Here is a 20,540-nt window from a genome sequence, read left to right as displayed (position 1 = left end):
AACTTAAAATTGTCTGTAATTTTGAAGGGTAGTCACACGCAAAGCGTGTATGCCGTGTTTCTCGATGGCACGCCGCCAGCTTTCAAACTCCTCATCCGAAAGCCCGTAGCGCTCAATCGCCTCTTTCCGGGTGATGAGATCGTATTCGACCGCATACACCACGGTCGCCTTGCGCGAGGCGACCCAGCGCGTGTCCACCGGCGGCAGATCGGCATATGACAGCACCGTGCCATTGGGCAGTGTCACAGTTCGCGGCCCGGCTGTTTTTCGCAGATACATAAATGGCTCCTTTCTCAACGCATTGCTGCCATGCATGGCTTAATCAGCAATGAACCCGCCCTTTAAGAACGGACGAATAGTTCCTATAATTTTCAACAAAGAACCGGCGGAGACGCCGCCTGAAAGGACGTCCGTGACAGCCACAACTCTAAAACATGCCCATAGTGGCCTGAATTCCTTGGGTTTTGTCAATCCCCCAGAGAAGACGCGCGTCGTCGTTGCCATGTCCGGCGGCGTCGACAGTTCGGTCGTGGCCGCGCATCTGGCACAGGAAGGTTATGACGTCATCGGCGTGACGCTACAGCTTTACGATCACGGCGCGGCGCTGGCGAAAAAAGGCGCATGCTGTGCAGGGCAGGATATTCACGACGCAAGGCGGGTGGCCGAGCGTGTCGGATTCCCGCATTACGTTCTGGACTATGAGAATAAATTTAAGGAGTCGGTGATCGACGAATTCGCCGATGCTTATCTCGCCGGCGCGACTCCGGTTCCTTGCATTCGGTGCAATGAACGGGTGAAATTTCGCGACCTTCTGGAAACGGCGCGCGATCTCGATGCCGATTGCATGGCAACCGGACACTATATCCAGCGTCGAATGGGGCCGGAACGGGCCGAATTGCACATGGCCGCCGACCCGGCCCGCGATCAGAGTTATTTCCTGTTCTCCACCACGCAGGAGCAGCTCGATTTCCTGCGCTTCCCGCTTGGCCATCTGAAAAGCAAGGCAGAGACGCGGGCAATGGCGGCGCAATACGGGCTGTCAGTGGCGGATAAGCCGGACAGTCAGGACATCTGTTTCGTGCCGAACGGCAACTACGCCTCGGTCATCGAAAAGCTGCGTCCCGGTGCGGCCGATCCGGGGGAGATCGTGGATATGGACGGCAATGTGCTGGCCGAGCATCGCGGGGTCATCCACTACACGATCGGTCAGCGGCGCGGGCTTGGCATCGGCGGTCTGGGCGATCCGCTTTATGTGGTGAAGCTCGACCCCGAGACCCGCCGCGTCATCGTCGGCCCGCGTGAGGCGCTGTCGACCCGGATCGTCCCTGTGGGCGAGGTCAACTGGATCGGTGATGGCCCGTTCGAGGGCGAGCCGCGCGAGATCGCCGTCCGCATCCGCTCCACCCGTCCACCACGCGGGGCGATTCTGCGGGCAATGGGGCCACGCACCGCGGAGGTCGAATTGCTGGACCCGGAGGAAGGCGTCAGCCCCGGTCAGGCCTGCGTGTTCTACGAAACCGACGGCACGAGGGTGCTGGGCGGCGGCTGGATTCAGGCCCGGCGCTGAAGGAAGTCCAGCACGGAATGCGCGGCCCGCAAGCCGGGCGGCGCACCACCTTCGCCCAGACGCTGCATCGTCGCCGACATCGCAGCCATCTGCGCGGCACGGCCCTCGGGATATTCCAGCAGATTGAGCAGCGCCCCGGCGATCTGATCCGGGGTGCATTTGCGGCCCAAGAACTCCGGCACGGCGCGGGTCTCGCTGACCAGATTGACCAGCGTCACCGTATCGGTTTTCAGCAACATCCCGATCATCCAGCGTGAAACCGGCGCCATGTCGTAAGCGATCACCATCGGCACCGCATTCGCCGCCAGTTCAAGGCTGACCGTCCCCGACGCCGCCAGCGCCAGATCAGCCGCCCGGAACGCCGCCCGCTTCTGGGCGGGGTCCTCCACCACCACCGGGGCGGTCGGCCAGCGCCGGGTCATTTCCCGCACCATGCGCGACACGCCGGGCACGGTCGGAATCACCACCCGCATTTCCGGGATACGGTCGCGGACCCGAATCAGCGCCTCGTCAAAACGCGGCGCAAGCCGGGCGACCTCGCCCTGACGGGAACCGGGCAGGCAGATCACCAGCGGCACATCCGCGCCGATTTCATGCGCTTCGCGGAACGCAAGCGCCTCCTCCGGCGTGGCACGTTCTTCCGCGACGACCGGATGACCGACGAAATCGCAGCTCATCCCGGCGGCTTCCATATAGGGCGGCTCGAAGGGCAGCAGGGCGAGGACGTGATCCACCACCTTCGCCATTTTCTGCGCCCGCCCCGCACGCCACGCCCAGACAGAGGGGGCGACGTAATGCACGACCGGCCCGGTGTAGCCGCGCGCCTTCGCCGCCGCCGCCACACGCAGGCAGAAATCCGGGCTGTCGATGGTCAGCAGCACATCCGGCGCGGTTTCGGCCACAGCCGCAGCGGTCTCCGCTATGCGGCGCTTCAGATGGCGGTATTTCGGCAGCACCTCGGCGATGCCCATCACCGACAGCTCGTCCATCGGAAAGCGCGATACCAGACCTGCCGCCTGCATCTCCGCGCCGCCGATCCCGTCGAAGCCCGTATCCGGCGCAAGCGTCCGCAGACCGGCCATGAGCGCCCCGCCCAGCTTGTCGCCCGAAGCCTCACCCGCAATCAGGAAGACACGCATCCGGGACCTCCTTCGCATTGCCGAATTGCACGAAAACCGTCACGCCGCTAGTCGCGCGCCCACAGGAATATACCGGCATCGCGGGCGCGTTCCAGTGCCGTTTCACGCTCAAGCAGAATTACGCCACCCGCCTGCCACGCGATCCCGGCCAGCCCCGCCGCCGCCGCCTGATCGACCGTCTCCGGCCCGATGGTCGGCAGGTCGATCCGCCGGTCCTGCCCGGGCTTCGGCGCTTTCCAGAACACGCCGCGCGCGCCATTCTTGCGCGGGCGCATATCCTGATGCTGGGCGACGAATTCCAGCATCGCGGCGGTGCCCGGTATCGTCTCGACCGCAAGGCACAGCCCCTGTGCCACGACCGCCCCCTGCCCGAGATCGAGCGCACCCAAGCCCTCGACAATCTTCGCGGCGCGGTCTGCATCGGCAATATCCGCCGCCGACGGCTCCCCGGCCAGCATGCCCGCGCCGGGCACCAGATTGGGGGCGATCTCGGCGGTGCCGGCAACGGTGAAGCCGAACTCCTCGAACAGCGCGATCACCTCGCGCAGCGCCGCGTCATCGCCTGACTGCATCGCGGTCAGTATGCGCGGGACGAGGCTGGCTGTGCGCGGATCGAACGCCTCCGGGTCCAGACGCGGGCGGCGAACGGCGCCTGCGAAGGTCACGCGGCTGACATCCTGATCGGCCAGCCAGTCGAAAAACGGCACCAGCCGTTCCAGCCGGAAGGTCTCATGCGGGATCGGCGGCGCAAAGCCTTCAAGGGCTGCGACTACGGGATTATCCAGCATGGCGGCGACAGTCGGGGCAAGCGCGCCCTGCCCGGCAATGATGGCGGTCCGGCTCATAGCGGTTTCAAGAAGCTCCGATCCGAGGGGCCGAGGATGAAGTCCAGCATCTCCCGCGCCCGGTCGCCGTGATCCTGACCCTGCATCTCGCGCGCACGGTCACGGAACGCGCCCTCGCTCAACCCGGCGAGCATCTGGCGAAGCTCGGCAATCTCGCCCCGCGTCGCGCCGCGGCGTTTCAGCCCGACAAGGTTCAGCCCGTCCAGATGTGCGCGCGGCCCCTGCACCAGCCCGAAGGGCAGCACATCGGCGGTCACCATCGACAAGGCCCCGATCATGGCACCGCGCCCGATGCGGACGAATTGATGGATGCCCGACAGCCCGCCGATCACCACGTCATCGCCGATATGGCAATGCCCCGCCACCGCGACGGAGTTCACCAGCACCACGCGGTCCCCGATCCGGCAGTCATGCGCGACATGGCAGGAGGACATGAACAACCCGTCATCCCCGACCTGCGTGACCCCGCCGCCGCCTTCGGTGCCGGGGTTCATGGTCACATATTCGCGGATGCGGTTGCGTGCGCCGATCTCCAGCCGCGTCTGCTCGCCCTTGAATTTCAGATCCTGAGGTGCCTGCCCGATGGAGGCGAAGGGAAACACCACGCTATCCTCGCCCACGGCGGTATCGCCCTCGATCACGACATGGGATTTCAGTTCTACCCGGTCGCCCAGCCGGACCTGCGGGCCGATGCAGCAGAACGGCCCGATCCGGGCCCCCTGTCCGATCTGCGCCCCCTCTGCGATCACGGCAGAGGGGTGGATGAGCGTCTCAGCCATCCGCACCGCCTTTCGCGGGCGGGTCCATCATCGCGGTAAACTCCGCCTCGCAGGCAAGCTCGCCGTCGACCGTGCCGCGTCCGGCGAATTTCCAGATCTTGCCGCCGCCGCGCTTGACCTCGACCGCCAGTTCCAGAACGTCGCCGGGAACGACCATGCGGCGGAACTTCACCTTGTCGATGGCCATGAAATAGGTGTTCATCCCCTTATCGGCCAGATCGAGGCTGACGCCCACAACAACCGCCGCCGTCTGGGCCATCGCCTCCACGATGGTCACGCCGGGCATGACCGGCTGGCCGGGGAAATGGCCCTGAAAATGCGGCTCGTTGAAGGTCACATTCTTGATGCCGACGCCGGATTTATGCGGAACGATGTCGCGCACCCGGTCGATCAGCAGGAATGGATAACGATGCGGAATAATCCGCTGGATCAGGCCGATATCGGCGTCGGTCGTCTGGGTCTCGGCCATTATGCTACCTTTCCTGACAGGTTGAACACGGTGCTACCAAAGCGTGGGGCGGATTGGCAAGAACATGGCGGCGCTTATGTTGCCGCGATCACGCCGCCCGCCGCCCCTCGATCAGCCATCCGGCCAGCATCGCGCCGCCGATCAGGCACAGCCACAGCCAGCCCGGCAGCAGCGGACGGCGCGACAGCCCGGTCACGGTTTCCGCGCCGCGCGGCGTCAGCCCGATCCAGTTGCGCGAGACCCCGCGACCCTCGGACACCCGCCCTTCGGCGATGCGGCGCAGATCCGGCACCCCGTCGGAGAGAAGCTGGATACTGCCGCCCGACGCCTCCGTCAGCCCGGCAATGGCGGCGGCATTGGCGACGGTACGGTCAAACTCGCGCGGTGCCGCGGGGCCGATGGCAATGGTGCGCGACAAATCGCCCTGCCGCACGGTGTAAAGCCCCGGCTCAGCTGCCTCGAACCGCCCGGTGAAGCGTCCCGGCCCGTCCTCGGCCAGCGCCACCTCGCTTGCCTCGCCACCCGGGCCGGTGATCTGCGCGGGCGGCGCGGTATCCTCCAGCGTCCGGCGGGTGATTTCGACGGCGAGTCCCGGCAGGTCGCGCAACTCCAGCGATTCTTCCTCAAGCTGCGGCTCTTTCATCGACCAATGCGCCACCCGCCGCATCAGGTCGAGTTGCGGACCGCCGCCCTCGAACCCCCGCCCCCAAAGCCAGAGCTGGTCAGAGGCGATCAGCGCCACCCGGCCCTCGCCCTCACGCCGCAGCAGCAGGAGCGGCTGATTATCCGCCCCGGTCATCGCCACGGTGCTGTCGGGGGCGGGCGAGGTCTCGATCATGCGCAGCCAGCGGCCCCACTGATCGGGCCGCGCCTCGCCGCTTTCCAGCGGCGCACCGGGCAGATCGCGGGTCACGGGATGGCGGCGGCCCTGTTCGGTCAATTCCGGCGTAAACGCCCCCTCGATCAGCCGCCCCGTTGGCCGCGCCGGCAGGATCGGGCCGAGCAGAGATCGGGCGATGCTTTCCACCCCGGCAAATTCCGGCCCGGCAGAGACCAGAACCGCGCCGCCCCCTTCCACATAGCGGCGGATATTGTCGTAATATTGCGGCAACAAAATGCCGCGCATCCGGAAGCGGTCGAAGATGATCAGGTCGAAATCCTCGATCCGCTCCATGAACAGTTCCTGGGTGGGAAAGCCGATCAGGGCCAGTTCGTTCACCGGCACGCCGTCGAATTTCTCCGGCGGGCGCAGAATGGTGAAGTGGATCAGGTCGATATTCACGTCCGATTTCAGAAGGTTGCGCCATGTTCGTTCGCCGGGATTGGGCTCCCCCGACACCAGCAGCACCCGCAACCTGTCGCGCACCGCATTGATGCTGAGCGCGGCGGTATTGTTGACAGATGTCAACTCCCCAGAGAGCGGTTCCACCGACAGCATGACGACATTGCGCCCTGCCGTGTCCAGCGTCACCGGCAACTCGATCCGGACGCCGGGTGTCACCGCGACGGTCGCGATCACCTCCCCATCCAGCGTGGCGGTCAGCGTCGCAGGACCGGCCCGGTCGGCAGGCACGGCGCCCTCATCCGCGATATGCAGGCTGATGACCGTGGGTTCCCCGATCAGGGCAAATCCCGGCGCCTCGTCCACCACGATGCGGCGATCCCAGTCCTGCGGCGTGCCGGTTTGCAGGAAATGCACCGGCGCGGGCGCATCGGCGGGCATGGCGGCGGCGTCATGGGCCAGCCCGTCACTGACCACGACCGCCCCGGCAAAGCGATCCGCCGGTTCCGCAGCAATCGCCTTCGCCAGCGCGTCGCCCAGCAAGGTGCCGTCCTCATCGTCGCCGACCGTGATCCGGCGGACCTCCGTATCCGGCCACCCGGAGAGTTCCGCCGTGTAACGCTCAAGCGCTGCCTCGGTCTGCGCGCGCCGTCCCGGCAGCGACTGGCTGGCGCTGCGGTCATCGACCAGCAGCACTATATCGCTGAGCGCGCGCGCCGTGCCCCGCTCCACCCCCGGTCCCGCAAGCGCAGCAGCGATCAGAAGCAGCGTTCCGCCGCGCCACCACGCGCCACGCAGGCCACGCCAGAGCGCGACCGTCAGCACCAGCACTGCCAGCCCCGCCACGGCCACAGCCGCCCAGATCGCCGCGACCCCGCCGATCAGCGGGGCCAGCACCGGGTCAAAGACCAGCCCGCCCCAGCTCATCCGCCCTCCTCCTGCTGAAGCCGGTCGAGCAGGGCCGGGATATGGATCTGGTCGGATTTATAATTCCCGGTCAGCACATACATGATCAGGTTCACGCCGAAACGATGCGCCATCTCCCGCTGCCGCTCGCCATCGAGACCGGCACCGATGGCGAATAGCGGCAGGCCGCGATCATCGACCGCCCATGCCTCCGCCCAGCTATTGCCGCCGAGAACGACCGGCGACACCCCGTCATTGACCGATCCCGTGGCAGAGGCGGCAGCCTCCACCCAGACATCGCCATCGCTGTAACGGCCCGGCATGTCGTTCAGCAGGTAATAGCTGCGGGTCAGAACGTGATCCTGCGGCACGACCTCAAGCGGCGGCATGTCAAGCGGTCCGACCAGCCGCCGCAGCGCGCCTGAATCGTCCAGCCCGGCCCCGGTCAGATCGGCATTGCGGGTGTCGATCAGGATCATGCCGCCGCCGCGCAGGAAACGGTTCAGCCGCAGATAGGCCTGCGCAGAGGGCATCGGCTGCGCCTCCGACACCGGCCAGTAAAGGAACGTCATCAGCGTCAGATCGGCGGTTTCCAGATCGATCACGACCGGGGCCGATGGCTCCACCGTGGTTCGCCCGGTCAGCGTGGCCGACAGCCCGGTCAGACCGGCGCGCGAAATCTCGTCCAGCTCGGCATCGCCGGTCAGCACATAGCCCATGGCGAATTGCGATGCGGCCCGGGCAAGCTCCGGGTCGACCTCCTGCGCGCGGCCATCCACCGGCAGCAGCAGCGCCGCGATCAGCGCGGCGGCAAGGCTGCCACGGCGCAGCACCACGCTGCCCATCAGATCGGAGATCAGCATCGCCGCCGCCGCCAGCAGCAGCCAGCCCGCCAGCGGAACCCCCGCGCCCGCGCCGCTTTCCACCTGCGCACCGGGCCAGCCCGCCACGGCAATCGGTGTGCCGGCATTCACCGCCATATAACGCTCGCCGGAACGATAGATCCCCGCTGGCAGGTCCGGCGCGGCACCGGCCTGCAGCAATTCCGCCGCGACCGGGGCCGGGTTCTGCGGCTGTGACAGCCGCCCGAACCCGTCCAGCACCCGCTCCGCCGTCCACAAACCACCCGCTGCCGGAGCCTCGCCGTCGCCCGCGCCGCGCCGGGCGGTTTCGACGAGCCGGTCGATCATCGACAGGAACAGGCCGGAAATCGGCAGCGACGACCACTCCGCACTGGCCGTGGTGTGGAAGAACACCAGCCGCCCCTCGCCCATCTCCGCCCGTGTCACCAGTGGCGTGCCATCGGTCAGGCTGGCCATGCTGCGCTGCGCCAGATCGGGCGCGGGCTCGGCCATCAACTGCCCCCGGATCGTCACCTCGTCAGGGATCGTCAGCCCCGCGAATGGCCCGTCCGGCGGAAATGCCGCGATGCCGCGCGGCTCGCCCCAGCTCAGCGCGCCGCCCATATCGCGACCACCGGGGCGGAGGCGGACCGGCAGCAGCGGCTCCGTGCTCAGCCCCGGATCGGCGGCCATGCGCGGCCCGGCAAAGCGGATCAGCAGCCCGCCATCGGTCACCCATTGCGCCAGCGCCCCGTCCGGCTCCAGCCCGACGCGGTCCATCAGCACGATAACGTCGGGATTGGCGGTCAGCGCATCGTCCAGCCCGGTCTCGATCAGCCGCGCCGAACCGGACAGCGCGCTGCGCAGGTAATGCGCGGGCGACAGCAGGCTCTGTGCCTCGGACGTGGCCTGCCCGTCCCCGATCAGCGCCACCAGCGGGCGGCGCAGCCGGTCATCGCCCAGAACCACGGCAGCGGCAGAATCGACCCCGTCAATCTGGAACCGCGTCACACGGGCGAGCAATTCCGCCGGAAGCTCCGCCACAACGCGACGCGTGGTGACGCCCTGACGCTGCACAGGCACAGCAGGGTCGAGCCGCGCGAGCTCACGGTTGATGCCCTGCGGGTCCGGCCCAAGGGCGCGGATCGCGGGTGCATCGTCACCCGTCGCCGCCAGTTCCAGCACCGGCGGGGCGGCGTCCTCCGCCAGTCTCAGGCTGTAGGCGGGACCGGCGGGCGGAACCACGCTGACCGGACCCAGATCGCCAAGCGCCTGAAGCCATGCCTGCCGGTTCGGGTGGTCCAGACCGTCGCTGAGCCACAGCGTCCGCAGCGCGCCATCCGGCAGGTTGGCCAGCATCTCCGCCACCGTTTCGGGGTATGCTCCCGGCCACGGCTGCGGCATGGCGGCGCGCAGACCGGCGGCGACCCCGCCATCCGCCCCGAAGCTGAGCGGATCGGTCGCGCGCCCGTCAGCCAGCAGCACGGCCACCGGACGCCCGCCGGAAATCGCCGTCTCCGCCGCCCGGACCGCCCGTGTCTGCGCCTGCGCCCAGCCCGGTGCCGCCGTGGCGCCTGCATCCATGACGATCAGAAGCGCATCGCCCTCCTCAACCGGCGGGGCGGGACGCCAGACCGGCTGGGCAAAGGCCAGAATGGCCGCCCCCACGGCAAGCAAACGGATCAGCAGCAGCCACCAAGGCGTCCGCTGCGCCACCGGGTTCGGATCCTGCAAACCGACCAGCAGCGCCGTGCCGGGAAAGCGGACCCGGCGCGGCACCGGCGGCAGCGCCCGCAAAAGCCACCAGAGCAGCGGCAACACCGCCAGCCCCGCCAGCAGCAGCGGCGCGCCGAAACCTATCGGGCCGAGCATCATCATCGCGCCGACAGCACCCCATGCAGCCAGATCAATGCCTCGGAGGACGGGCGGCCCAGATCATGCGTACCGAAGACAAAGCCTGCCTGACCTGCCATTCGCGCCAGCGCCTCCCGCCGGGCCTCAAGCCGGTTGCGATAGGCGTCCCGCAGCCCCTCCGCATCGCGGGTGGCGTGGCGAATGCCGCCTGCAGTTTCAAACCTGACCGCGCCGCCGAAGGGAAAATCCTCTTCATCCGGGTGCAGAATTTGCAACATTACCCCGCCCGATCCAAGACCGGAAACAGCATTAAGAAACGATATCAAATCGTTATTTTCAAACAAAAAATCATCAATAAGAATAGCAATCCGGCCCGACCGCGCCGCCGCTGCATCAGGCGCATCCAGATCAAGGCGGCTCAGGGGCAGACCGGCAAGATCATGGCTCAACCGCTCTGCCTGCACCGCGCCACCTCCGGGCTTTTGCCCCAGAAGCGCCACCCGCTCACCGGCGCGGATCAGAGACAGCGCAAGCGACAGGCCGAGCAGCTTGGCGCGGTCAAACTTGCTCTCCCCGCCCGGTTTCTGCCCGGCATAGCCCATGCCCGCGCCGCTTCCGATCCAGATCGCGGCGCTGCGCGCGGTCTGGCGTTCGCGGTCACGCACGAATTGAGCATCCCCCCGGGCCGAGCGGCGCCAGTCGATGCTGCGTGCCGTATCGGCCTCATGGGCGGGGCGGTATTGCCAGAAATCCTCCCCCTGACCCGGCCTGCGCAGACCATGCCCGCCGGGCGCGACCGTCGCCGCGACGGGTCCGCGTGCCAGCTGAAGCGGCGGCAGAACGGCAGATGCCGCCTCCGCCCGCGCGCGCAGCATAGCCGCAGGGTTGATATCGTCTGGATTCACGCCGCTTGCCGGAACTGCGCGTCGCGGATACGGGCGATGACGCTGTCCGTCGTCTCACCCTGCGCCCTTGCGCTGAAATTCAGCGCCATCCGGTGACGCAGCACCGGGGCGGCCATGACATCGACATCCTCCAGCGTCGGGGCGTAACGCCCGTTCAGCACGGCGCGCGCACGGGTGACCATCATCAGCGCCTGCGCGGCGCGTGGACCCGGCCCCCAGCTTAACGCATCATCCACCCAATCGGCGCTCTCCGGCCCCGGACGCAGCGCGCGGACCAGATCGAGGATCGCGTTCAGCACCGTCTCACCGACCGGCATCTGCCGGATCAGCGCCTGCCCGGCCATCAGATCCTCCGGCCCCATGACGGCATGGGGCGCATCCTCCTCCGCCCCGGTGGTCGCCAGCAGGATCGCGCGTTCGGTGTCACGGTCGGGATAATCCACGTCGATCTGAAGCAGGAAACGGTCGAGCTGCGCCTCGGGCAGCGGATAGGTGCCTTCCTGTTCGATCGGGTTCTGCGTTGCCAGCACATGAAACGGCTTGCCAAGCGGACGATGCGCGCCGCCAACCGTCACCTGCCCTTCCTGCATCGCCTGCAGCAGTGCCGACTGGGTGCGCGGGCTGGCCCGGTTGATCTCATCGGCCATCAGAAGCTGGGTGAAGACCGGCCCCTCGACAAAGCGGAACTCACGCCGGCCATCGGCCATCTGATCCAGCACTTCGGAGCCGAGAATATCCGCCGGCATCAGGTCCGGCGTGAACTGGATGCGCGCATCGTCAAGGCCCAGCACCGTCGCCAGCGTATCGACCAGCATGGTCTTGCCCAGCCCCGGCTGACCGACCAGCAGCGCATGCCCGCCTGACAGGATCGCCGCCAGAACCTGCTCCACCACCTCATGCTGACCGACGAAACGCCGCTCGATGCTGCCGCGCGCGGCGGTCAGCTGTTCACCTAAATTCCTAACTTTATGGACAAGTTCGCCGTCGTCGGACATGACAATTCTCTCAGTATACTCTAAATGGCATGAAACCACGGATCGGACGCAGGTGAAATGGTCAAACCGACCCAAACATCAACACCCGCTGCTCCGGCGGCGAACCGCGCAGGCGGGATCATGGCGGCTGCCCGAAAGCAGGGCACCAGGGGTCCGGCGCCGGTTCATCTGTGGAATCCGCCCTATTGCGGCGAAATGGATATGGAAATCCGCGCCGATGGCACCTGGTTTCACGAAGGCGGGCCGATTGGCCGGCCCGAAATGGTGCGGATGTTTGCCAATATCCTGAAATATGAGGACGGCAGACACTATCTCGTGACCCCGGTCGAAAAGATCGGCATCAAGGTCGAGGATGCGCCGTTCGTTGCGACAGATGTGGAGATCGGGGACGACATCCGCTTCGTCACCAATGTCGGGGACGAGGTGCGGCTTGACGCAGACCACCCGCTGACCGTGACCGGGACTGCCGAAAACCCGCGCCCTTATGTCGAGATCCGTGGCGGGCTGCGCGCCCGGATCGACCGCAAAACCTATTACCGCCTTGCGGAAACCGTCAGCGAGGGCCCGGAGGGGCGCATGGGCATCACCTCCGCCGGTCATTTCTTCCCGCTGGAACCCTGATGCCACGCCTCGCTGCAAATCTCACGCTCCTGTATAATGAGCTGCCGATCCTGCAACGCTTCGAGGTGGCGAAGCGGGCGGGTTTCCGGGGGGCGGAAATCCTGTTCCCTTACGACATCTCGGTCACCGATCTGCAGGCTGCGGCGCGCGCCTCGAAGATGGATATCGTGCTGATGAACTGCCCCGCACCCAACTGGGCCGGCGGTCCGCGCGGCTTTGCGGCGGTGCCGGAGCTGCGGGCGCGGTTCCGCGCGGATTTCGAGCGGGCGCTGCGCATCAGCGAGGCGCTTTCGACCCGTCATATCCGCATCATGGCCGGTCGCGCCAAAGGCGACGCGGCGAGGGCGTGCTTCGTCGACAATCTTCGCTGGGCGGCGCGGCGCGCGCCCCATGCCAGCCTGACCATCAAACCGATGAGCAGCGCGGAAGCGCCGGGCTATTTCCTCTCCGATTTCGAAACCGCTGTCGAGGTGATCGACGCGGTTGGCGAGCCAAATCTGGGGCTGCAATTCGACCTGTGTCAGGTGCACCAGATCACCGGGGACGTGATGGCCTGCTGGAAGCGCCACGGCCCGCATGTCCGCCATGTCCAGATCGCGGGGATCAAAAAGCGGCACGAACCGTCAAAGCATGATTTGGATTTCGAGGCGTTTTACGCTGCACTTCAGGCGTCACATTATCCCGGATGGATATCCGCCGCTTATACCCCCCGCAGCACGACGGAGGCCGGGCTGGGCTGGCTGCCGACCCATGCCCGCCTGATCCGCGACAGCCAGCGGGGCAATCTGATCCTGCCGAGCATGCAGCCGGGATCGAATATCAGGCACGCTTCAGCGCGATAACCGCGTTCAGCCCGCCGAATGCGAAGGCGTTTGACAACACCGCCTCCACCCGTGCCTCGCGCGCCTCGTTCGGCACGACGTCGAGCGCGCATTCCGGGTCCGGCTCTTCATATCCGATGGTCGGGGCGATAATCCCGTCACGCAGCGCCATGACGCACGCCAGAAGCTCGATCGCGCCGGTGCCGCCGATCACATGGCCATGCATGGATTTGGTCGACGACATCATCAGCCGGTCGGCGTGATGGCCGAACGCGTGGGACACCGCGGCGCATTCGGTCTTGTCATTCGCCGCCGTGCCGGTGCCGTGGGCGTTGATATAACCGACTTCCTCGGGGTTGAGCCCGGCATCGCGCATCGCGCCGGTAATCGCCCGCTCCGCCCCTTGCGCGGAAGGCATGACGATGTCCTGCGCGTCCGAGGACATGGCGAAGCCGACCACCTCGGCCAGAATATCGGCACCGCGCGCACGGGCATGTTCATAATCCTCGAACACGAAGACCCCGGCCCCCTCGCCCTGCACCATGCCGTTGCGGTTGGCGGAGAACGGGCGGCAGGCGTCGCGGGACATGACCCGCAACCCCTCCCACGCCTTGACGCCGCCGAAACACAGCATCGCCTCCGACCCGCCGGTCACCATCACCCGCGCCGCGCCGGAGCGGACCATCTGGAACGCCTGACCCATAGCGTGATTGGACGAGGCACAGGCGGTCGCCACGGTAAAGGCCGGACCGCGCAGCCCGAATTCCATCGAGACATGGCTGGCGGCGGCGTTGTTCATCAGCTTCGGGACGACGAAGGGGTGAACGCGGTTCTTCCCCTCCTCATACACCACCCGGTAATTTTCATCCCAGGTGTTCAGCCCGCCCCCCGCCGTGCCCAGAACGACACCCGAGGAGAGACCCAATTCGCCCTGAAAATCCAGCCCGGATTGCGCAACCGCCTCTTTCGCGGCGAGAAGCGTGAACTGGGTGAATTTATCGTAAAGCAGGATCTGCTGCCGGTTGAACCATGTTTCCGGCTGCCAGTCATGGATCTGCCCGCCGATCTGGATCGACAGCCGGTCGACATCGCGGAAATCGAGTTGGGTGATCCCGCAGCGCCCCTCGCGAAACGCCTCCAGCGTGGTGTCCACATCCAGACCGAGCGCATTGACCGTGCCCATGCCGGTGATGACGACCCGGCGCGGACCCTGTCCGGCACCAGCTATGGCCGCAGGCGCGGATCGGGTTTTGGCCTTGTCGCCCTTGTTTTTCTTCGGACTCATTCCTGCGCGGCCACCAGCTTCTCCACCGAAGCGATGATGCTGCCCATATTGGAAATGTCGAATTCCGATTTCTCGGGTTCATTCGCATTGAACGGGATCGAGATGTCGAATTCCGATTCGAGCGCGAAGATCGATTCCACCAGCCCCATACTGTCGATGCCAAGATCGGCCGGGCTGGCGTCGTCCGTGACCTGATCGACCTCCAGCATGGCCTGCTCTGCGATGATCTCTCTGATACGGTTGCGGATTTCGGTCATAGGATTCTCCAGTCGGTCAGGACTTGTCCAGTAATTCTGTAACAGTTTTCTGAAGCTTTGACACCGTGGCGGCCAGACGCGGCAGACGGCGGGTGGCGCGGTCCATCTCCATCCGCGTGGTCATCTCGACCGCCGGGCTGCCCAGAATGACGCGCCCCGCAGGCACCCGGCTGAAAATCTTTGTCGCGCCGCCGGCAATGACATCGTCGCCAATGGTGATATTGTCCGACACCCCGCATTGCCCGGCCAGCACCACGCGGTCGCCGACCACTGACGAGCCTGCGACGCCGACCTGCCCGCAGATAAGGCAATCCTCGCCGATCACGACATTATGGCCCAGATGCACGAGATTATCGAGCTTCGTGCCCGATCCGATCCGCGTCGCCCGGATGGTGCCGCGATCTATCGCAGCGCCCGCCCCGATCTCGACATTATCGCCGATTTCGACATGGCCCAGCGAATGAATACGCTCCCAGCTTTGTTGCCGGATTTTTTCGCGTTTTCCAAGATTTCTGCGAATTTCCTCGACGCCGGATTCCTCCGGCGTGACGAAGGAGAACCCGTCGGCACCGATCAGCGCACCGGGCTGGATCACCACATTGTCGCCGATCACCGTGCCGTGCTGAAGCCGCGCACCGTTCAGGATCAGCGCGTCATCCCCGATCCGGCAGCCGCGCGCGATGGAGACATGGCTCGCGATCCGCGCCCGCGCCCCGATGCGCACGCCCGCCCCGATGACCACGAACGGACCGATGGCCGCATCCGGCCCGATTTCGGCGCTGTCATCGATCACGGCACTTGGATGCACCCCCGGCGCGATCTCCGGTCCCGGATCGAAACTGCGGGTCAGCCCGGCCATCACCAGCCGTGGACGCGGCGCGAAGATCGCCGCACTCAGCCCATATTCCGCGGGGTCCATCCCCTCGGCCAGAATGGCGGCACCGCCGGGTTGAAGCGCCTCGGCGTATTTCGGCGTCATGGCAAGCGCGATCTGCCCCGCCCCGGCCTGTCCCGGCTCTGCCGCGCCCTCGATCCGCATCGACAGATCCCCCCAGGCCCGCGCATTCAGCGCCTTGGCGAGATCCTCTATCGTCACATGCATCGCGGACTCCTTTCGGGCAGAGACTTAGTCATCCCCGCGCCGCAACACCAGCCCGGATCGGCAATTCTAGCTTCCGGCCTCCGCCGCCTTCTGAATCGCGGCCCAGACACCGGCGTCGCGACCGTAAACGTCGCGGTAATTGCGCAATTGCCCGTCCGGTCCCGGAATCGTGGTGAAATAGACCAGATGCACCGGCAGCGGCTCCTCCAGCTTGATCCAGCGTTCCTTGCCGGTGCTCAGCGCCTGCTGGAAATAACCGCGCGGATCGGAGGAGTTTCCGCGCAGCAGCAGCGTCGCGAAATCGAACGGATCGCGCAGCCTGACACATCCATGAGAGGCGGCGCGGCTGCTGTCGCTGAACAGACCCTTGGACGGGGTGTCGTGCAGATAGATGTTCCAGCGATTCGGGAACATGAACTTCACCAGCCCGAGCGCATTGCTGTCAGACGGTTTCTGGCGCAGGAAATACGGGAAATTGCTGCCGTTATACTTGTTGAAATTGATGCTGTCGCGCGACACCGGGCGACCGTTGCGGTCCACCACCTCAAGATGACCGGCGGCGTTCGGATTGGCCTGTAGCTGCGGCAGATAGGTGGCCGCGGTGATCGAGCGCGGCACGTTCCAATACGGGTTCGGCACCACGAATTCCATCGTGTCGCTGAATTCCGGTGTCTGCCATTCGGGATCGGATTTTCCGACCACGGCACGGGTCTGGAACACCGGCTGCCCGTCCTCAAGCACCTCGGCCATGTAGCTGGGGATATTCACCCAGATCATGCGTTTGCTCAGATCGTGACCGTTCAGCCAGCGCATCCGCTCCATCGCGATCATCAGCCGGCGCACCTCAGGCCCCGTGAGCCCGTCACGCAGTTTTCCGATGGTCTGCGGCCCGGCCACGCCATCGGCGGGCAGACCTGTCGCCTGCTGATAATCGCTGACCAGCTGGGCCAACCCCTCGTCATATATCTCCGGATCGGCAGGCACGACTTCGGGCGTAAACCCGATGCTGGCCAGCCTTTCGCGCAGCTTCGCGACCTCCGGCCCGGTCACCCCGAGCTTGTAAAGACCCGACGCAACCTGCGGCGCATCGGCGGGCGGGACCAGCGTCAGATGCTCCGACAACAACTCCTTCAACCGCAGATAGGCCGGGTTCTGCGGCGGCAGCGCGTCGAGCGCGGCGGCAGGATCGTCCGACAGCATGCCGTCCAGCAGTGCCGCCATATCGACCGGCACCACCTCGCGCACATTCATCCGGCCCGTCTTGCGCGGATCGACAATGCCATTGCCGACATCGTCCGCCCAGCGGGACAGCGCATTGGCAAAGCGCACCTCGGCCACGGCGTCATCCGCCCCGCCCATTTCGCTGAGCGCGGCAAGATCGTAGCGCGCGCTTGGCAGGCCATGTTCCGGCGCGCTTTTGATCGCATCCAGCAGCGCCTGCCGCCGCGCCTCCGACTCGGGCCCGGTGAAGACCGGCTTCAGCGCATTCGCGCCGTAAAACGCCGCCAGACCGGGATCGCTTGCCACGGTCTGCGCAAGCTGCATTTCGAAATCCGTAAACTCCAGCTTCGGGGCCGGAGCGGCATTGGTGACATGGCCTGACACAAGCAATGCGCACGCGGCCGCACTCGCCACGCGCCAAAGCCGATTCGCTGGGATGTTCACTGTTTGACCTCTGCTCGAACGTTGCAGCAGTTTTGCCAGCCCGCGCCGCCCGCGTCCAGAAACCTGCACGGATCATGGTTATCACATTGGAATTACTCGCCCAAGCGTTGCGCGCGGACCACAATCCGGCAATATTTTGCCGATCTGCCCGTCTGACGGCTTCGTGGGGAACGATTTACTTCCCTCAGGGCAGCTTTGTTAACATAATCTTAAGCAGTTCCCGGTAACGAGGAGCATGTTAACGAGGAACGGCCGCCGAGCATTACAGTTCGCGCGGTTTTATAGAAAAAGCAGGACAGGCGATCTAAAATGACATTCGATATTTCCCGCCGCGGCATTTTGGGAGTTTTTGCCGCGACCACCGTCGCCGCAGCGCCGGTTGCCGGCAACGCGTTCGGCATTCTCCGCCGCTCTGGCGATTACCGCCGCATCAGCATGTATTCGCCCCGGACCGGCGAAAGCATCGATACGGTGTACTGGATCGACGGAAAATATATCCGCGACGCGCTGAAGGAAATTAACTACTTCATGCGCGACTGGCGCACCGGCCAGGCCATCGGCATCGATCCGCGTGCGATCGACGTCGCCGCCGCCTCGCACCGGATGCTGCAAACCAACGAACCCTACATGATGCTGTCGGGCTACCGCTCGCCCAAGACCAACGCGATGCTGCGCCGGACATCTTCGGGCGTTGCGCGCAACTCCCTGCACATGAAGGGTCAGGCCGCCGATCTTCGCCTGAAGTCGCGCTCGGTCAACCAGATGTACAAGGCCGCGATGGCCTGCAAAGCTGGTGGCGTCGGCAAATATTCGCGCTCCAACTTCGTGCATATGGATTGCGGCCCGGTCCGCAGCTGGGGCGCTTAAGCGACCTTATAAACTGACAACAGTCCTGCACATGGCCCGCCCCGGCGGGCCTGCATGCACGTCGACGCACGGCTGTTAACAGGCCTCAGCGTCGAAAACGGCCCGGCACCGATCAGCCAGCGCCACCCGCCAATTCGTCAATCACCTGCCGCCACAGCGTCGCCGGCTGCGCGCCAGAGACGACATGCGCACCGCCGAGAATATAGGTCGGCACCGCCCTCACCCCGCGCTCCCGGGCATGGGCCTCCCGCGTCAGAACCTCATCCCGGTCGGCATCGCTCGCCAGCAACCGCCGGATCATGTCCGCGTCCATCCCGGCACCCTTGCCGATATCCGCAAGCACATCCGCCGCGGCAATATCGCGCCCCTCGCGCCAATAGGCCCGCATCAGGCCGGACATCACCCGGCTCTGCGCGCCCTCGATCCCGGCCCAATGCATCAGGCGGAACGCGTCCAGCGTCTGCGGCACCCGCTCGATGGCGGCCATATTGATCCACAGCCCCAGCCGTTCGGCGGCGCGCAGAACCGGCTCATTGGCCTCCAATATGCCTTTCTCATCCCCGAACTTCGCCTTCATATAGGCGACATGCTCCATCCCCGACGGCGGCATGTCCGGGTTCAGCCGGAACGGATGCCAGACGAGGTTCAGCCCGTGATCGGGCCGCGACTCAAGCGCCTGATCCAGCTCCGCCTTGCCGATCAGGCACCACGGGCAGGTCGGGTCCGCGAATATATCAAGCGTGGTCATCTGCATGTTCCGGTCCGTTCGCAACTGAACCGCAGCGTTACCGAAGCCACCGGGGTATTGCAAACCGCAGGAAGATCAGGCCCAGAGATCGGGCAGCGCCGTCAGCGCGACATCCTCCAGCACGACGCTGCCGCCATCCCAGTCGATCACCGTATCGCGGCCCTGCTGTTCAGCAACCAGCCTTGCGCCATCAGGAAATCTCAGCCGATCCTCATCGGGATCGAAATCCTGCACGAGATCGTCGCCGCGCGAAAAGACGAACAGATCGGCACCGGCCCCGCCATGCAGCGTGTCGTCGCCCGCATCACCGCTAAGCCGGTCCGCCCCCGGCCCGCCCCGGATCAGATCGTCGCCCGCGCCGCCCGAAAGCCGGTCATCGCTGTGCCAGCCATACAGCGTGTCATCGCCACCGTCGCCCATCAGATGATCACCGCCGAGCCCGCCGCCCAGAAAATCACCGCCGGCCCCGCCAAACAGCGTATCCGCACCCTGGTTCCCATAAAGACTGTCCTGCCCCGGACCCCCGACGATGCGGTCGTCACCACCATGCCCCAAGGCCCGGTCATCGCCCGCCCGAAGCGAAATCCGCTCGCCCCGCGCCGAGCCGACGACAAGATCGTCACCTGCGGCACTGATGACCTCCTCCAGATCGCCGCCCATATAGATCCGGTCATCCGCGCTGTTCGCGATCAGCCGCTCGACGGAATTCAGTTCAAGCCTGCTCTCCCCGGCACGCGTGCGAAACGCCGCGCCATCATCGCCAAAACGCAGGATCGGCGCGGCCTCGCGCTGCGTGAACACCAGCGTGTCGGTGCCTTCGCCCCCCCAGATCGCCCGGTCCCGCCCGCCGTGATCGACAAAGCGGTCAGCGCCCGGCGTTCCGAGTTCGATCTCCACAGCATCCGGCACCCGCAGCCGCGCCATCAGCGCCGTACCCAGATCATCCCCGAACGCAGCGTTATAGTGGCGCTGATCGCCCCGGAACATCTCTGCGGTCTCCAGCCCGCGCAGCCCCGCAAGCGCATCGGGGTCGAGCAGGCTGACCGTCTCGCGCGCCGCCGCGACCTCTGCCTGCGCCTCGCGCACCTCAGCCCAACTCGCCACGATCTTCGCCCGGTCACCACGCAGCGAGGTCACTTCGCCGGACAGTTGAGAGATCACCATCCGATGCGCCCCGAACCGCGCCGTTATCTCGTCATGCAGCGCCAGCAGCCGCGTGGCATAGCCCTCTGCCGCCCGCGAATCGCGCCCGTCCGCCTCGCCCTGTATCCAGATCACCCCGGCAAGATGTGACGGGCCGTCGCGCATCGCCGCCCCGATCTTCCCGCTCAGCGTCGCCAGCAACTCGCCCTCGAACGGGCGCGAACCCGGAGACCAGTCACCATTGCCATGCACGTCCAGATAGGGACTCAGCGAAGACCCGTTGACCGCGTGATGCACCAGCACCCCGCCAGCGGCCCGCGCCTCAGCCTCTATCGTCGCGATCAATTGTCGGTTATTTGCATTCGACTGACCGGCAAGAACATAAATCGGCTTTGTCGGCATCACCTTTCCTTGAGTCTGTCGATTCTGGCAGATGAACCGTATAAGT

19 protein-coding genes are annotated in these 20,540 nt (G+C 65.8%); 4 read left to right on the top strand and 15 right to left on the bottom strand.

Translation table 11 applies throughout. The features are described from left to right. Positions 1–3: 3 nt before the first annotated feature. A complete protein-coding gene (locus tag PAF12_RS05495; protein ID WP_271109022.1) occupies positions 4–279 on the bottom strand; it encodes a DUF1153 domain-containing protein in 276 nt (91 codons plus the stop codon). Positions 280–448: 169 nt separating this feature from the next. Between PAF12_RS05495 and mnmA the strand changes: the two genes are divergently transcribed. After that, positions 449–1,567, top strand: coding sequence for a tRNA 2-thiouridine(34) synthase MnmA (mnmA, locus tag PAF12_RS05490; RefSeq protein WP_271109654.1), 1,119 nt, complete (start codon positions 449–451; stop codon positions 1,565–1,567). Here mnmA and lpxB read toward each other — a convergent pair. The 8 genes from lpxB to PAF12_RS05450 all read right to left on the bottom strand — a co-directional run bounded on the left by lpxB (position 1,552) and on the right by PAF12_RS05450 (position 11,583). Continuing rightward, positions 1,552–2,724 (bottom strand): lipid-A-disaccharide synthase, encoded by a 1,173-nt coding sequence (gene lpxB, locus PAF12_RS05485; protein WP_271109020.1) that lies wholly within the window; start codon positions 2,722–2,724, stop codon positions 1,552–1,554. The two genes, mnmA and lpxB, sit on opposite strands and share 16 nt — an antisense overlap. Before the next feature lie 29 nt (positions 2,725–2,753). Then, entirely contained in the window at positions 2,754–3,551 is a 798-nt protein-coding gene (locus tag PAF12_RS05480; protein ID WP_271109019.1) for an LpxI family protein, read from the bottom strand. Next, positions 3,548–4,330 (bottom strand): acyl-ACP--UDP-N-acetylglucosamine O-acyltransferase, encoded by a 783-nt coding sequence (lpxA, locus tag PAF12_RS05475; protein WP_271109018.1) that lies wholly within the window; start codon positions 4,328–4,330, stop codon positions 3,548–3,550. Before lpxA ends, PAF12_RS05480 begins: the two co-directional genes overlap by 4 nt. After that, entirely contained in the window at positions 4,323–4,799 is a 477-nt protein-coding gene (gene fabZ, locus PAF12_RS05470; protein WP_271109017.1) for a 3-hydroxyacyl-ACP dehydratase FabZ, read from the bottom strand. The genes lpxA and fabZ overlap by 8 nt, the downstream gene beginning before the upstream one ends. 88 nt (positions 4,800–4,887) lie before the next feature. Beyond that, positions 4,888–7,008, bottom strand: coding sequence for a hypothetical protein (locus PAF12_RS05465; RefSeq protein WP_271109015.1), 2,121 nt, complete (start codon positions 7,006–7,008; stop codon positions 4,888–4,890). Then, positions 7,005–9,707: a DUF4159 domain-containing protein gene (locus PAF12_RS05460; RefSeq protein WP_271109013.1), complete on the bottom strand. Its 2,703-nt coding sequence runs from the start codon at positions 9,705–9,707 to the stop codon at positions 7,005–7,007. Before PAF12_RS05460 ends, PAF12_RS05465 begins: the two co-directional genes overlap by 4 nt. Continuing rightward, on the bottom strand, positions 9,704–10,588 hold the full coding sequence (locus PAF12_RS05455; RefSeq protein WP_271109011.1) for a DUF58 domain-containing protein: 885 nt from the start codon (positions 10,586–10,588) through the stop codon (positions 9,704–9,706). Before PAF12_RS05455 ends, PAF12_RS05460 begins: the two co-directional genes overlap by 4 nt. Further along, the gene (locus PAF12_RS05450; RefSeq protein ID WP_271109009.1) at positions 10,585–11,583 is read right to left on the bottom strand and encodes a MoxR family ATPase; all 999 of its coding nucleotides are present in this window, start codon (positions 11,581–11,583) and stop codon (positions 10,585–10,587) included. Before PAF12_RS05450 ends, PAF12_RS05455 begins: the two co-directional genes overlap by 4 nt. A gap of 120 nt (positions 11,584–11,703) precedes the next feature. On the opposite strand from PAF12_RS05450, the gene PAF12_RS05445 reads away from it, so the two are divergent. Further along, positions 11,704–12,204: a DUF1285 domain-containing protein gene (locus PAF12_RS05445; protein ID WP_271109007.1), complete on the top strand. Its 501-nt coding sequence runs from the start codon at positions 11,704–11,706 to the stop codon at positions 12,202–12,204. Then, positions 12,204–13,046 carry a hydroxypyruvate isomerase family protein gene (locus tag PAF12_RS05440; protein WP_271109005.1) on the top strand — a complete coding sequence of 281 codons (843 nt, stop codon included), beginning with the start codon at positions 12,204–12,206 and terminating at the stop codon, positions 13,044–13,046. Before PAF12_RS05445 ends, PAF12_RS05440 begins: the two co-directional genes overlap by 1 nt. Here PAF12_RS05440 and PAF12_RS05435 read toward each other — a convergent pair. The 4 genes from PAF12_RS05435 to PAF12_RS05420 all read right to left on the bottom strand — a co-directional run bounded on the left by PAF12_RS05435 (position 13,024) and on the right by PAF12_RS05420 (position 17,274). Continuing rightward, positions 13,024–14,310, bottom strand: a complete 1,287-nt coding sequence (locus PAF12_RS05435; protein WP_271109003.1) for a beta-ketoacyl synthase — start codon at positions 14,308–14,310, stop codon at positions 13,024–13,026. The two genes, PAF12_RS05440 and PAF12_RS05435, sit on opposite strands and share 23 nt — an antisense overlap. After that, positions 14,307–14,567 (bottom strand): acyl carrier protein, encoded by a 261-nt coding sequence (locus PAF12_RS05430; RefSeq protein WP_271109001.1) that lies wholly within the window; start codon positions 14,565–14,567, stop codon positions 14,307–14,309. Before PAF12_RS05430 ends, PAF12_RS05435 begins: the two co-directional genes overlap by 4 nt. A gap of 16 nt (positions 14,568–14,583) precedes the next feature. Beyond that, positions 14,584–15,669, bottom strand: coding sequence for a UDP-3-O-(3-hydroxymyristoyl)glucosamine N-acyltransferase (locus PAF12_RS05425; RefSeq protein ID WP_271109000.1), 1,086 nt, complete (start codon positions 15,667–15,669; stop codon positions 14,584–14,586). A 66-nt stretch (positions 15,670–15,735) separates the two neighbouring features. Further along, positions 15,736–17,274, bottom strand: coding sequence for a murein L,D-transpeptidase (locus tag PAF12_RS05420; protein ID WP_271108998.1), 1,539 nt, complete (start codon positions 17,272–17,274; stop codon positions 15,736–15,738). Positions 17,275–17,643: 369 nt separating this feature from the next. On the opposite strand from PAF12_RS05420, the gene PAF12_RS05415 reads away from it, so the two are divergent. Beyond that, positions 17,644–18,201 carry a DUF882 domain-containing protein gene (locus PAF12_RS05415; RefSeq protein ID WP_271108997.1) on the top strand — a complete coding sequence of 186 codons (558 nt, stop codon included), beginning with the start codon at positions 17,644–17,646 and terminating at the stop codon, positions 18,199–18,201. 112 nt (positions 18,202–18,313) lie between these two features. On the opposite strand, the gene PAF12_RS05410 is transcribed toward PAF12_RS05415, so the two are convergent. Together PAF12_RS05410 and PAF12_RS05405 are read right to left on the bottom strand one after the other, a co-directional pair. Then, on the bottom strand, positions 18,314–18,949 hold the full coding sequence (locus PAF12_RS05410) for a DsbA family oxidoreductase (RefSeq protein WP_271108995.1): 636 nt from the start codon (positions 18,947–18,949) through the stop codon (positions 18,314–18,316). A 75-nt stretch (positions 18,950–19,024) separates the two neighbouring features. Then, positions 19,025–20,494 carry a sialate O-acetylesterase gene (locus PAF12_RS05405; RefSeq protein WP_271108993.1) on the bottom strand — a complete coding sequence of 490 codons (1,470 nt, stop codon included), beginning with the start codon at positions 20,492–20,494 and terminating at the stop codon, positions 19,025–19,027. Positions 20,495–20,540: the final 46 nt, after the last annotated feature.

The sequence above is a fragment of the Paracoccus sp. SCSIO 75233 genome, from assembly GCF_027912675.1.
Classification (GTDB): domain Bacteria; phylum Pseudomonadota; class Alphaproteobacteria; order Rhodobacterales; family Rhodobacteraceae; genus Paracoccus.
The sequence above is the reverse complement of the archived record's forward strand: the minus strand, read 5'-3'. Positions and strand labels throughout refer to the sequence as shown.